The 12,696-nt window shown below is 63.6% G+C and carries 10 protein-coding genes; 1 reads left to right on the top strand and 9 read right to left on the bottom strand.

Annotation, left to right across the window (positions count from 1 at the left end; all coding sequences use genetic code 11):
• Positions 1-124: 124 nt before the first annotated feature.
• Positions 125-1,603 carry an ABC transporter substrate-binding protein gene (locus NKJ23_RS08765; RefSeq protein ID WP_352680003.1) on the bottom strand — a complete coding sequence of 493 codons (1,479 nt, stop codon included), beginning with the start codon at positions 1,601-1,603 and terminating at the stop codon, positions 125-127.
• 130 nt (positions 1,604-1,733) lie between these two features.
• Positions 1,734-3,023 (bottom strand): acetylornithine deacetylase/succinyl-diaminopimelate desuccinylase family protein, encoded by a 1,290-nt coding sequence (locus tag NKJ23_RS08770; protein WP_352680005.1) that lies wholly within the window; start codon positions 3,021-3,023, stop codon positions 1,734-1,736.
• A gap of 222 nt (positions 3,024-3,245) precedes the next feature.
• Between NKJ23_RS08770 and NKJ23_RS08775 the strand changes: the two genes are divergently transcribed.
• Positions 3,246-3,674, top strand: a complete 429-nt coding sequence (locus NKJ23_RS08775; protein ID WP_023676467.1) for a L,D-transpeptidase — start codon at positions 3,246-3,248, stop codon at positions 3,672-3,674.
• 144 nt (positions 3,675-3,818) lie between these two features.
• On the opposite strand, the gene NKJ23_RS08780 is transcribed toward NKJ23_RS08775, so the two are convergent.
• The 7 genes from NKJ23_RS08780 to NKJ23_RS08810 all read right to left on the bottom strand — a co-directional run bounded on the left by NKJ23_RS08780 (position 3,819) and on the right by NKJ23_RS08810 (position 12,616).
• Positions 3,819-4,811, bottom strand: coding sequence for a lipid A biosynthesis lauroyl acyltransferase (locus NKJ23_RS08780; RefSeq protein ID WP_352680007.1), 993 nt, complete (start codon positions 4,809-4,811; stop codon positions 3,819-3,821).
• A gap of 1 nt (position 4,812) precedes the next feature.
• Complete coding sequence (locus NKJ23_RS08785) at positions 4,813-5,841, bottom strand: zinc-binding dehydrogenase (RefSeq protein ID WP_023676465.1); 1,029 nt, start codon at positions 5,839-5,841, stop codon at positions 4,813-4,815.
• A 36-nt stretch (positions 5,842-5,877) separates the two neighbouring features.
• Positions 5,878-7,149, bottom strand: a complete 1,272-nt coding sequence (locus tag NKJ23_RS08790) for a beta-ketoacyl-ACP synthase (RefSeq protein WP_352680009.1) — start codon at positions 7,147-7,149, stop codon at positions 5,878-5,880.
• A 75-nt stretch (positions 7,150-7,224) separates the two neighbouring features.
• Positions 7,225-8,412, bottom strand: coding sequence for a beta-ketoacyl-ACP synthase (locus tag NKJ23_RS08795; protein ID WP_352680010.1), 1,188 nt, complete (start codon positions 8,410-8,412; stop codon positions 7,225-7,227).
• A 39-nt stretch (positions 8,413-8,451) separates the two neighbouring features.
• Positions 8,452-8,736 (bottom strand): acyl carrier protein, encoded by a 285-nt coding sequence (locus tag NKJ23_RS08800; protein WP_023676462.1) that lies wholly within the window; start codon positions 8,734-8,736, stop codon positions 8,452-8,454.
• A gap of 213 nt (positions 8,737-8,949) precedes the next feature.
• Positions 8,950-9,498 carry a histidine phosphatase family protein gene (locus tag NKJ23_RS08805; protein ID WP_352454578.1) on the bottom strand — a complete coding sequence of 183 codons (549 nt, stop codon included), beginning with the start codon at positions 9,496-9,498 and terminating at the stop codon, positions 8,950-8,952.
• Positions 9,499-9,604: 106 nt separating this feature from the next.
• Positions 9,605-12,616, bottom strand: coding sequence for a caspase family protein (locus NKJ23_RS08810; RefSeq protein ID WP_352680012.1), 3,012 nt, complete (start codon positions 12,614-12,616; stop codon positions 9,605-9,607).
• Between the last annotated feature and the right edge of the window lie 80 nt (positions 12,617-12,696).

Here is a 12,696-nt window from a genome sequence, read left to right on the forward strand (position 1 = left end):
TCCCTGCAACGCTAGTGGTTAGCGAAAGCGGCGGTGAGGGCTCAATCTCCCCCCTTGAGGGGGAGATGTCCGGCAGGACAGAGGGGGGTGTGACGGAGTGCAACTTTCGCCTTTCTGTCAGCGATCAATCCGTCCACTTCACCTTGGTCAGGTCGTTGGCCTGGATGGGGGCGTTTTCCCATAGGCCCTGCAGTTTGGCGTCCCAGACGCCGACCTTCGGCAATTCGTAGAGGAAGCCGACCACGGCGTCGTCTGCCAGGACCTTCTGCGCCTCGCCGAGCAGCGTCATGCGCTTGGCCTCGTCGGAGGTAAGGTTCAGCTCGTCGATGATCTTGTCGAAGGCCGGATTGTCGTAGTTGAAGTAATAGTCCTTGCGCGAATAGATATCGATGTCGTTGGGCTCGGTATGGGAAACGATGGTCAGGTCGTAATCCTTCTTGGTGAAGACCTGGTCCAGCCACTGCGCCCATTCGACCGGGATGATCTCGAGATCGATGCCGATTTCGCGAAGCTCGGAGGCGATGATCTCGCCGCCAAGCCGCGCATAGGAGGGCGGCGGCAGCTTGAGCGTCGCCTTGAAGCCATTCTCCAGGCCGGCTTCCTTCAGCAACTCCTTGGCCTTCTCCACATTGTGCGGATAGAGGCCGGTGAGGTCGACATAGGCCTTGCTGGCGGGCGACATGTGCGAGCCGATCGGCACGCCTAGGCCGGCCGAGGCGCCGTCGATGATCGCCTTGCGATCGAGCGCAAAGGAAATCGCCTGCCTGACCTGCAGCTTGTCGAAGGGCGGCTTCTTGTTGTTGATCGACAGGATGGTTTCACCCTCGGTCGAGCCGATCACCACCTTGAAGCGCGGATCGTCCTTGACCTGGGCGACGCTGTCGGGGTCGAAGAACGGAAAGGCCTGAACGTCGCCGGAAAGCAGCGCCGGAACGGCGGCGGCGGCATCCGGAATGATGCGGAACTCGGCCTTGTCGAGAAATACCGGGGCGCCCCAGTAATTATCCGACTTGACCAGCGTGATCGATGAGCCCTTGGCCCAGTTCTGGAACTTGAACGGGCCGGTGCCGATCGGTTTTTCCTTGTTGGTGTCGGCTGTCTCAGGCGCCACGATCACCGCGTCGCCCCAGCCCATATTGTAGAGGAACGAGCCTTGCGGGTTCTTCAGCGTGACCTTCACCGTCGCGGGATCGACGACCTCGACCTTGTCGATGGCGGCAAACAGGGCCTTTTGCGCGTTGACGGAATTGTCGGCGCGGGCACGGTCGAGCGAGAATTTCACGTCGTCGGCGTTGAAGTCGGTGCCGTCATGGAATTTCACGCCTGTATGCAGCTTGAAAGTGTAGACCTTGCCGTCGTCGGAAATGCTCCAGCTTTGCGCGAGATCGGGCAGCACCTCGCCGTTCGGGCCGATGCGGGTCAGGCCCTCGAAGACATTGGCATAGAGTACCTCGTCGATTGCCGCGGCGGCACCCGCGGTCGGGTCGAGATGCGGGGGTTCGAGCGTAATGCCGATGACCAGGTCGGTGCGCGCGGCCATCGCTGAGGTCCCGGCGGCCAACGCCAGCGCCGCGGCGGCCAGAATGGTTTTCCACAATTTCATCGTGCAACTCCCCATGTCTAAAACACGTGCTCAAACCCGGGCGGATAGAAGCGTGAATTCGCCGCCGAGTAAATTGCGTTTCGTACCGTGTGCCGACGCCGGGAGGAATGTTTTTCCGCCCATGGCCGGATCATGGCGGGCCGGCGCCCCTCAGCAGCACGCCGAGGCCAATCGCCATCACCTTTGCCGAGTCCAGCATGTCGGCAATGCCGACCCATTCGTCGGGCCGATGGGCGAGATCGAGGATGCCCGGGCCATAGGCGATGCAGTCATAGATGTGGCCGATACGGGCGATGTGCTTCTGGTCGTAGGTGCCGGGCGAAATCACGTAATCCGGTTCGCGGTCGAATATCTCCATGATGCCTTGCGCGACCGCCTTAACCACCGGCGCGTCGCGCTCGGTCATCAGCGGCAGCACCTCTACCAGATCGCGGATTTCGTAGTCGAACTTTTTGCGCTCGCGCTTCAGCCGTTCGAGGATATCGGTCACCTCGCTCTTGACCGCAGCGAGATCCTCTTCGAGCAGGAAGCGGCGGTCGATGGTCAGCCGGCAGGAATCGGGCACGTTGGGCGAGGGCAGGCCGGGCCGGAAATCCTCCGTCTGGCCGCCATGGATCGAGTTGATGTTCATGGTCGAGCGTTTTGCGCCTTCGGGCACGACCGGCATGCGCGTCATCTTGCGGTCGAGCGCCGGAAACAATTCGTCTTCGAAGGCCCGCAGCACGGCGCCCATATGGCGCACCGCATTGTCGCCGAGGAACGGCATCGAGCCGTGCGCGATCTCGCCCTTGGTCTCGATCTCGGCCCACCAGACGCCGCGATGGCCAAGGCAGATGCGGTCCTTGTTGAGCGGCTCGGGAATGATGACGTGGTCGACCTTCGGCCTCGAGAAATAGCCGAGCTTGGCCAGATGCGCGACGCCGCCAAAGCCGCCGGACTCCTCGTCGACCGTGCCTGAAATCTCGATGGCGCCGGGAAAATCGGGAAACACCTCCATGAAGGCTTCAGCGGCGATGATCGAGGCGGCAAGCCCGCCTTTCATGTCGCATGCGCCGCGGCCATAGACCTTGCCATCCCTGACGATGCCGGCGAACGGATCGAGGCTCCAGCCGTCGCCGGGCTCGACGACGTCGATATGCGAATTGAAGTGCACGCAAGCACCCGGCGCCCGGCCATCGAAGCGGGCGACGACGTTGACGCGCGGGTAACGGTCAGTGTCGCCGGGCGTGCCCTCGGCACGGATGAATTCGATCTCAAAACCACGCTTCTTCAGCCGCGCGCCGATATATTCGGCACATGGCCGATAGGCTTCGCCGGGCGGATTGATGGTTGGAAAGCGGATTAGATCCGCAGTCAGTGCAACCAGATCATCGGCTCGGTCATCGATAGCCTTGAGGAGCCGTTCGTTCGGTTCGTTCATTCGGCGAATTGAGCAGCGGATGAGGGGGTTTTGCAAGCCCGATGGCGAATTGCGAGGCGATTGCGTGTCGTTACGGCAACTATTGCGGGAAATCGTTCAAATTCGCTGCTTTGGATTGGTGAAATCGTCAGGGAGTAGGTGTTAGCTCGCTGGCTTGCCATCAAAACGCTGGAGAACAGCGTGAGGGCAGGCAAGCAAGGGGCATCAAAGGGGTTTGATTGCATGAAAAACACTGTTCTCATGGCAGCGGCATTGATGGCGATGCTGTTCGGTTCGTCGTTCGAGAGCCGGGCGGCCAGCCTGGTCGCGAACATCGATATTTCCTCACAGACGATGACGGTAAGATACGGGCTTTCGTATTACCGGTGGAGCGTTTCCACCGCCCGCAAAGGCTACATCACGCCGCGCGGCAGCTATCGGCCACAGCGGACGGCCCGGATGTGGTATTCGCGCAAATACGACATGTCGCCGATGCCCTATTCGGTGTTCTTCCGCGGCGGCTATGCTATCCACGGCACCGGCGCGATCCGGCAATTGGGGCGCCCGGCATCGCATGGCTGTGTGCGCCTCCACCCCAGCAACGCCGCCGCGTTCTATTCGATGGTGCGCAAAGCCGGCTTCGGTAATACGCGGATCCTCGTGACGAATTAGGGCCTGCTCGTCGGCCCGCAATAAAAAACCCGCCGGAGCGGCGGGTTCGTCGGGGCCAAATAGCACCATACCGAAATTAGTAGCATAGCTGCCGGCACAAAGCAAGAACAAAATAGGGCCGGTGCCCCAAAAAGATCGTTCCGCTCAGGCGGGTTTGTCGCGCATTGTCGCCGGCCGACGCTTTTTGCGGCCGCTGATCTCCCAGCGCTTGTGGAACCACATCCACTGGCCGGGGTCTTCGCGCACCCAGCGCTCGACCACGTCGTTGAGAAGCTGGGTGGTGGCGCGGACGTCGACACTGCCGCCGGCGGTGCGCGGCAAGGTGAGCTTGTCCTCGATCTCGAGCCGGAAACGGTTGTTCGGCAGGCGTACGCAGCGCGCCGGGTAGACATCGCAATCGTAGTGCCGCGCCAGGGTGCCGAGAACCCGGTTGCTCTCGCAGGGGCGGCCGAAGAATGTCGTCTCGAGCCCGGCGGTGAATTTTTGGTCGACCAGCACGCCGATATTGCCGCCTTTCTCGAGGATGGCCGCAAGTGCGAACGAGGCACCGGTCGAAGACGGCAGCAGCGATCCCATGCTCGAGCGGCGGGTCGAGAGGATGTACTCGGCGAGGTAAGGGTTGTTGGGCGGGCGAAACAGCGCCGTGATGTTCATGCCGAAGGTCGCCGCAGCCACCGGCAGCAGCTCGAAATTGCCGAGATGCCCGGTGAAGACGATATGCGGCTTGTCCTCGCCAGCGATGCGCACGAAATGCTCCACGCCCTTGACCTCGACACGGCCCGGCTTCGTCGCAGCGGGATCGTAGTCGAACAAAGCATCGAGAAAGATGTATTCGGTGGCCAGGCGGGCCATGTTGCCCCACATATCGGAAGCGATCGCCTCGATCTCGGCATCGCTTTTTTCCGGATAGGCCTTGCGCAGATTGTCGACCGCAACCTGATGGCGCGCCACCCAGGGGCCGATGCGGCGGGCAGCGCGGTCGGCGAAATTGAGCGCCCTGTCGGGCGGCAGCAGGCGCAGCGCGGAGATGATGATCATCGCGACGCGCGCGACCAGCCAGTAGTTGAACTGGCGAAGCCGCCTGCCATAGCGGAATCCCACGTCCCTGCGGATCTTCCTGAAGGCGTTGCCGATCATTTCAGCCGACGCGCAGGATGATCTTGCCGAAGACGTCGCGGCCTTCCATGCGCTTCAGCGCCGCATCGATGCCGTCGAAGCCGACCTCGGTGTCTATCACCGGCGCGACCAGGCCCGCCGCCATCTTCTGCATGGCGTCGGCCATGTTTTCCATGCGGCAGCCGAACGAGCCTAGCAGCTTCAGCTGCTGCTGGAACAACTGCATCAAATTGATCTGCGTCGACACGCCGGAGGTCGAGCCGCAGGTGACCAGCCGACCGCCGCGTTTGAGGCACAGCATCGAGGCGGCAAATGTGTCGGCGCCGACATGCTCGAACACCACGTCGACGCCCTTCTTCTTGGTCAGCTTGCGCACGACGCCTTCGAAGCGGTCGTCGCGGTAATTGATGACGTGGTCGGCGCCGAGCGCCTTGGCCTTGTCGATCTTGTCGTTCGAGCCGACGGTGGTGATGACCGTGCAGCCCATCTTCTTGGCCAGCTGAATCGCGGCGGAGCCGATGCCGGAGCCGCCGGCATGGACCAGTATCGTCTCGCCGGGCTGCAGCCGGGCATTGTCGAACAGCATGTGCTCGACCGTGCCGAAGGTGACAGGCGCCACCGCCGCCCCGATTTCGCTCACGCCGGGCGGAGCTGGGACCAGAAGGCGCGCCGGCAGGTTGATCTTTTCCTGCGCAAAGCCGTCGAGATGGAAGCCGTGCACGCCCGAAACATGCTCGCAGAGATTGTCGCGGCCTTCGCGGCAGGCGCGGCAAAGACCGCAGGTGCGGGCGCCATAGATCGACACCAATTGCCCGGTCACAAGGCTGGAAACGCCTGGGCCGACCGCCTCGACCTCGCCCGAGGCCTCGGCGCCGACGACCAGCGGCAGCTTGCGCTTGGCGAAGGCCATGCCGCGCCAGCCCCAGACGTCGATATGGTTCAGCGCCACGGCCTTGATGCGCAGCGTCACCTCGCCGAGCAAAGGCGGTGGCGGCGGCGGCAGGTCCACCGTTTCAAGGCGGCGGTCCTCGATAAGTTGCAATGCGCGCATGGTGCCTGTCGGTTCAGTCTGGCTGAAAAAGGTCGCTTAGACCGGTTCCCGCGCCATGACAAGGCAGGTGTTCTGGCCGCCAAAGCCGAAGGAGTTCGACAGGACGGTGCCGACCTCGGCATTGCGCTTGGTGTTCGGCACCACGTCGAGGACGATTGCCGGGTCGGGATTGTCGTAGTTGATGGTCGGCGGAATGACGCTTTCGCGCATCGTCATCAGCGAAAATGCTGCCTCGACGGCACCGGCAGCCGATAGGGTATGGCCGATCATCGACTTGTTCGACGAGACCGGCATTGACGAGATCCGCTCGCCGAACACCGTCGACAGCGACAAATGCTCCATCTTGTCGTTTTCGGGCGTCGAGGTGCCGTGGGCGTTGACATAATCGATCCCGTCCTCGCTCAAGCCGGCATCGGCAAGGGCGGCGCGCACCGCCGCGATCGCCGGCGAACCGTCCGGCTTGGAGCGGGTGCGATGGAAGTCGTCGGCCTTTTCGCCGCAGCCGCGCAATATGCCGAGAACGGTGGCACCGCGGGCAAGTGCTGCCTCCAGTGATTCCAGCACAAGGGCGCCCGAGCCTTCCGCCAGCACGAAGCCGTCACGATCCTTCGAGAAGGGTTTTGAGGCCTTTTCGGGGATGTCGTTATGGGTGGAGAGCGCCGATAGAAGCGAGAAGCGGATCAGCGCCTCGGCGGTCGCCGAGCCATCGGCGCCGATCGACAGCGCCCTGTCGCATTCGCCGCGGCGGATCGCCTCGACGCCGAGTTGGATCGCCGTGGCGCCCGAAGCGCAGGCGGTCGACAGCGTGATCGGCAGGCCGCGCGTGCCGAAACGGTCGGCAAGCCGGTCGGCGATCGAGCCGAACTGGGTGGTTTCGAAGATGTCGAGTTCCCTGAGGCTGCGCGCTACCCGCAGCAGCCTCTCGGCACCGGTGTCGTGCGCGTCGGAATTGTAGAGCGAAAAGCGCTCGCTCCAGTCGAGCTCGACCGGCGGCGACGCGAGGAAAAGCGGTCCGCCGAAATCGCCGGCATCGAGGCCCGCCTCCGACATCGCTTCCTGGGCGGCGGTTTCGGCAAGCTCATAGGTGAGGAGACTGGCGCCCTTGGAACTCGACGGCAGGAAATCGACCATGCCGGAGATGCGGGTGTTGAGATGATCGACCGGGAAGCGGGTGATCGGATGGATGCCGGATTTGCCCGACGTCAGTGCCGCCCAATTGTCGGCTTTGCCGACACCGAGCGACGTCACCACGCCGATGCCGGTGACCGCGACGATGGGCCTGCCCATATGGTCGTTCAGATTGGCCATTTGTTGTCCAAAAACCTGTTTCTCTTGGAGCGTCGGATCGCCCGAAAATCGCGTCACACTTTTCGGTCCGATGCTCTAGGCGGCTTTGATCAGCGCCATGCCCTCGAATTGGTGATAGCCGATCGCCGTTGCAAGGACGGTCTTCGGGACGCCGGCAAACGGTTTTTCGACTGTGGCGTCGAAGACAGGGTAGGCGGCCTTGCGGTCGACAGCGAGGGCCGCCAGCGCAACGGCAAAGGGGAACTGCGCTTCCTTCATGTGGCCGGTCAGCGTCGAAAAGCCGCGTGCGGCGATCGCCGGATTGGCGTCGAGCGCCGATTTCTCGGCGGCGGTCGCGGCATGGGCGCCCGAAGCGCCGGAGATCGCCAGCAGCTCGCCATTCGGCAATGCGGCCTGCTTCAGCAGCGTGTCGATCTCGCCATCGAGTTCGCCCCGCCGGCGCCTGGCGCGGCCGGACAGGATCGGGCCGAGTTCCGCATAGATCTTCCGGCCACGGCTTTCCGCATGCTCGCGCTGCTCCAGGACGAGAAACGCGCCGCCGGATCCGGTCACCACGCCGCCGCCCTCGGCGCCTTGCCTCTGCCAGACCGGCCGCCACGGACCGCGATGCAGGTAGCCGGCCAGTTCATAGCCGAGCAGCATGTCGGAATGTTCGGTCTGGAAAGCGCCGCCGACCAGTATATGCGTCGACTGGCCGGAGCGGATGCGCGCGGCCGCCGTCTCGACAGCGGCGACGCCGGCACCTTCCTCGCCCATGAAGGTGCGCGACGATCCCGTCACCTTGTGGACGATCGAGATGTTGCCGGCCAGCAGGTTGGAGAGCTGTGCCAGAAACAGCGTCGGGCGCAATTCCGTGGTCAGCTTCTCGTTGAGCAGCACGTCGCGATCGTTGCGGCTTTCCGATGCCGCGAGAATGGCCGCGTCGACCGCCTCGTCGCGCTCGCCGCCGCCGGCGGCCACCACCATGTCCATGGTCGCGCAGAGTTCGTCATTGCCCTTGATGCCGGCATCGTCGAGCGCAAGGCCGGCCGCATAGGTGCCGAGCCTCTGCCAGGTCTCCATCTGCCGCTGGTCGCCACGCTTGGCGATCTGCAGGTTCCAGTCGATCTCCGGCAGCGGGTGGACCGTATAGGGCGAGAAGCGCGAGGCCTCCAGAACCGGTTCAAGGCGCGGCTGGACGAGCTTTTGCCAATGCGCATCCGGACCCTCGCCCAGTGACGAGACAAGGCCGATGCCTGATATGACGACGTCGCGGGGGTTCATGGGCGGCTGTTGTGGGTGAGGGCGCGTCAAGGGCTGTGCTTAGATGGCGTTCTTGGCGGCGACGAGCGCGTCGATCTTGGCGCACAGGTTCTTCATGACGAAATAGTCGTCGGTCGAGGCCTTGCCGTCGTTGACCTCTTGCGTCCACTTTTCCAACGGCACCTTGATGCCGAATTCCTTGTCGATGGCAAAGACGATGTCGAGGAAGTCGAGGCTGTCGATGCCGAGATCGTCGATGGTGTGGCTTTCGGGCGTGATCGTCTCGATGTCGATCTCGCTGGTGTCGGCGATGATCTTGGCGACTTTGTCGAACGTGGTGGACAAGGGCTTTTCCTTCGATTGCGGGCGGAATCTGTCCGCACGTGTTTTGGGCTGTCTAATCGGTTTTTCCGGGCAGGAAAAGGCCTCATACGCCGGGCGCAGATGGGATTGCTGCCCAGGCGGAGCAAGATGAGATCGGAATCCAACCACGGCTTCTCGTGGCAGTGGCATTTCGGCAACACCTATCTCGCTCGACGCGAGGAGCGACCGGCGCGGTCAGAAGGTAACGCGGCCGAGCACGCGCAGTCCGTCGCCTTGCGGCTCGACGACCACGGCCTCGCCTTCGCGCGGCGAGATGCCGGTCAATTCCTTGATGTCTTCGAGATGCGTGACCATGACCAGATTGTCGGAGCCGGAATAGCCGCGGATCTCGGCCAGGATCGCAGCGATCTGGGCGGCCTTCTCCTTTTCGTCGGTCTTCAGCAGGTCAAGCGGTGCGAACGGCTCCGGCTCGCTTTCGAAAGCGATGCGGGCGGTCTCGAGGCAGCGGCAATAACGGCTGGACAGCACGCGCTCGACCGGTGCCGCGCGGGCGCCAAACAGCGCGCCGATCTTGCGCGCCTGTTGCTTGCCGCGCTCAGAGAGATTGACCTGGGTGGCGCATTTGCCGAGGTCGAAATTGGCCGCATCGGTGGTGCCTGTGACCATGGCATGACGAAGCAGCACCACATGCCCGCCGTCGCGCAGCAGCGCCCAGCCGGCTTCCGTCGCATGGGCTGTGGCGGAAACGGCAAGCAACAGCAGCGCCAGCACAAATCGAAGCATCAGACATCCTTTTCGGGTGACCGGCAGGCAGGTCCCCGGTGACCGGCATATAGGGACGGCAAAGCCGGCTGAAAGACAAGCCGAGTGCAACCTGCGGCCGAGACGCCTATTTCTTCGCTATCTGCTTCTTCACCAGATCGATCTTGCGGTCGGTCAGCGGGATCGGGAGTGTGTAGCCGGCTTCGGTAAAGCCCTGCTTGGCGTTCTCGAAGAATTCGATCGCCTTTTCGAATTCGACATTGCCACCGCCATAGCTGCCGCGGTTCCAGTGGACGTCGCCGAGATTGTTCTGCTCGAAGGCCCATTGCATCGGCTGGCTTTCGCGGGTGAAGACCTTGAGCGTTGCCTCGAAGGCGGCTTCGGCTTCGTCCAGATATTTGCCGGTGCGTTCGAGATTGCCGAGATTGATCAGGCTCATGCCGATGCCGTTCTGCGCGTTTGCCCAGTCGACCGGCGAGGTCTCGAAGGTCAGCACCTCCAGCGCTGCCCGGCGCGCGGCGATCGAAGCGGCCAGTTTGCGGGGATCGGCCTCGCTCATGCTTAGCCATTGCAGCGCCGAGCCGAGGCCGGCCTGCGCCAGTGCCCATTGCCGCGGCGTGGTCTCGCGCTTGTATTCCCGAAGTGCATCGCGATAGGCCTCGATCGCGTCCTCGTAATGCACCGGCTTGTCGGTCACGCCGCCGAGCAGTTGCAGCGTGTTGCCGAGATTGTAGTGGGTCATCGCCCAGTCGAGCGGAAACTCCTTTTTGGTATAGACGCGCCGTGCCGCCCGGTATGCAGCGGCCGATTGCTCAAGCCTGGCAGGATCGCGCGTGCGCTGGCCAAGCGTCTGGTAGATCGAGCCGAGATTGTTCTCCGCGGAAGCCCAATTCGTCGGAAAACGTTGGCGTGTGAATATGGTCAGCGCGTCGCCATAGGCGGCAGCCGCCTCTTCGAGCAGGCCGGTGCCGAAATCGAAACGGGCAGCACTGCTCAGCGCGTTACCGAGATTGAGACGGCTGCTCGCCCAGGAGAGCGGGAAGGTGTCGCGGGTGCGGATTTCGAGCGCCGCGCGGAATGCCGCGGCTGCCTCGTCGATTTTTGCCTTGTCGTTGCGTTGCGTGCCGAGAGACACCAGCGTGTTGCCGAGATTGTTCTGGACCATCGCCCACTGAACGGGGGCTTTTTCGCGCGTGTATTCTTCAAGCGCCAGCCGGTAGGCGGCCTCGGCCTCGGTCAGGCGCTCGCCGCTCGGTTCGCGCTCCGAAAGCGCGTAAAGCGCAAGGCCAAGGTTGCTTTGCGAGGCGGCCCAGTCCAGCGGGACTTTGTCGCGCGGCCGCTTCTCCAGCGTGGCGCGCATCGCCACCACTGCTTCGTTCAGGCGTTTCGGGTCGCTCTCGCGTTCGCCGATCTTCAACAGCACATTGGCCAGGTTGTTCTGGGCCGCCGCCCAGTTGATGTCGTCCTTCTCGCGCTCGAACACGGCAAGCGAATCGCGAAAGATTTTCGCTGCCTCTTCCAGCCGGTCGGTTTCGCGCTCGCGCTCGCCGATCGTCTGCAGCACCACCGCCATGTTGTTGCGGGTGATCGCCCAGTCGCGGTTCTGCTCGCCATTGGGGATGAAGTTCAGGATGACGCGGTAGGCGTCGATGGCGCGCTGCAGCGCTTGCCTGTCGCCGGTGGCGCTGCCATGCGCGTTGAGCGCTTCCGCCTCCTGGTTCTTGTAGTTCCAGCGCAGCCTGTCGTCCCATTTCTCGACCAGCGAGAAGGCCTTGCCGTAATCGTTGGCGGCCGACAGATAGTCGAAGACCAGCGCCGAAGCGTCGGCGCGCCTGGCATAGATCGCCGCGTCGGCAAGACGCTTCTGCCTGACCAGTTTCTCAGCCTGGTCGACCGCGCCGCTGGCCTGCTCGACCCGGCCCACCGCCTTGTCGAGGAAGTTGCGCGCGGTGACGATGGCGCCCTGGCCGATCGCCTTGTCGGCCGAGGCGACGAGGCGGCTGATCTCGGGGTCGTCGGTGCGCAGCGCGTTGCGCTCGGAGATCATCTTCTTCAGGCGCTCGGCCTGGGCGTCGAGCAGCTGTTGCAGGTCGGTGGGGTCCTCCGGCATCTTTTCGGTGCCGAGCGCCTTCAGCACGCCATAAAGCGCGTCGAGCGGCACGCCGTCCTGCAGCGAGGCCAGTTCGACCTGTGCCCGCTTGGGGTCAGGCAACTCGGCGATCGTCAGCAGCAATTGCCGCCGCTCGCCGGTGATCAGGCCGTCGTCGCCGGTCGGTTCCTGCGGTGCTACGCCGAAGTAGAGCAGCCGGCGCAGGCTTTCATTGACCCATGGCCGCTGCTTGGCCTTGGTGTCGAGATAGACCTCCTCTGTCACCATGCGCATGACCGAGCCGAACTCGGTGCCCTTCATCGCCGCGAGATGGCGCAGAAGTGCCGCTGCGTAGGGGCTGTTTTCGCCGACGATGCCATCGAGTGCCGGCCGCCCCGGCTCGGCGGCAAAGCCGATCACCGTTCCCAGATTTTCCGTCGCGGTCGCGTTTGCCAGTGCCCTGGCACCGCGCACCGGCTCCAATCCGCCGGCGCTGATCGGCGAGGCCGAGGCCGTCGGCGCCCGGCGCAGCACCGCATCCGCCGGAAACGGGTTGGTGCGGCAGGCATCGAGCAGCATGATCGTTACCGGCACGGTCGTCTTCAATTCGTCCATGACGGCGGAGATCGGCACCAGGGCCTGATCGGCGTCCTTCAATGAAGAAATGTCGGCGTCGACCGGCACCAGATAGTTTTCGCCGCCGGCCTCGATGCCGTGGCCGGAATAGTAGATCAAGGCGACGTCGGCGTCCTCTGCGTCCTCGGCGAAACGCTCGAGATCGCGCTTCAGTTTTGCCGCATCGCGATCGGTTACACTGCGCGCGTCGAAGCCGAGATCGGTCAGCATCTTGGCGATGTCGCGGGCGTCGTTGGCGGGGTTGGGAAGAGCCGCTATGTGCTGGTATTTCGACTGGCCGACAATCAGCGCCACGCCCTTGAGGCTCGCCGGCTCCGCGGCATGAGCCGAGGTCACCACGAGGCAAAGCATGGCGCCGACGAAAGCCGTCAGCCACGCCTGCTTGAAGAAGTGCTGATTTCCGACAAGGCCCATTCGCCGCGTGTCCCCCGACAACCCTGTATAGCGCTGGCATCCAACCATGAGCAAATTCGGGCAAGATCCGAGCGGCCGGA

It is taken from the genome of Mesorhizobium sp. M0184, from assembly GCF_040322215.1.
In the GTDB taxonomy this organism is placed as follows: Bacteria; Pseudomonadota; Alphaproteobacteria; order Rhizobiales; family Rhizobiaceae; genus Mesorhizobium.

Bases quoted from the DNA above. Each gene is read 5' to 3' on its own strand.
- NKJ23_RS08765 (WP_352680003.1), bottom strand. From the start codon at position 1,603: ATGAAATTGTGGAAAACCATTCTGGCCGCCGCGGCGCTGGCGTTGGCC.
- NKJ23_RS08770 (WP_352680005.1), bottom strand. From the start codon at position 3,023: ATGAACGAACCGAACGAACGGCTCCTCAAGGCTATCGATGACCGAGCC.
- NKJ23_RS08775 (WP_023676467.1), top strand. From the start codon at position 3,246: ATGAAAAACACTGTTCTCATGGCAGCGGCATTGATGGCGATGCTGTTC.
- NKJ23_RS08780 (WP_352680007.1), bottom strand. From the start codon at position 4,811: ATGATCGGCAACGCCTTCAGGAAGATCCGCAGGGACGTGGGATTCCGC.
- NKJ23_RS08785 (WP_023676465.1), bottom strand. From the start codon at position 5,841: ATGCGCGCATTGCAACTTATCGAGGACCGCCGCCTTGAAACGGTGGAC.
- NKJ23_RS08790 (WP_352680009.1), bottom strand. From the start codon at position 7,149: ATGGCCAATCTGAACGACCATATGGGCAGGCCCATCGTCGCGGTCACC.
- NKJ23_RS08795 (WP_352680010.1), bottom strand. From the start codon at position 8,412: ATGAACCCCCGCGACGTCGTCATATCAGGCATCGGCCTTGTCTCGTCA.
- NKJ23_RS08805 (WP_352454578.1), bottom strand. From the start codon at position 9,498: ATGCTTCGATTTGTGCTGGCGCTGCTGTTGCTTGCCGTTTCCGCCACA.
- NKJ23_RS08810 (WP_352680012.1), bottom strand. From the start codon at position 12,616: ATGGGCCTTGTCGGAAATCAGCACTTCTTCAAGCAGGCGTGGCTGACG.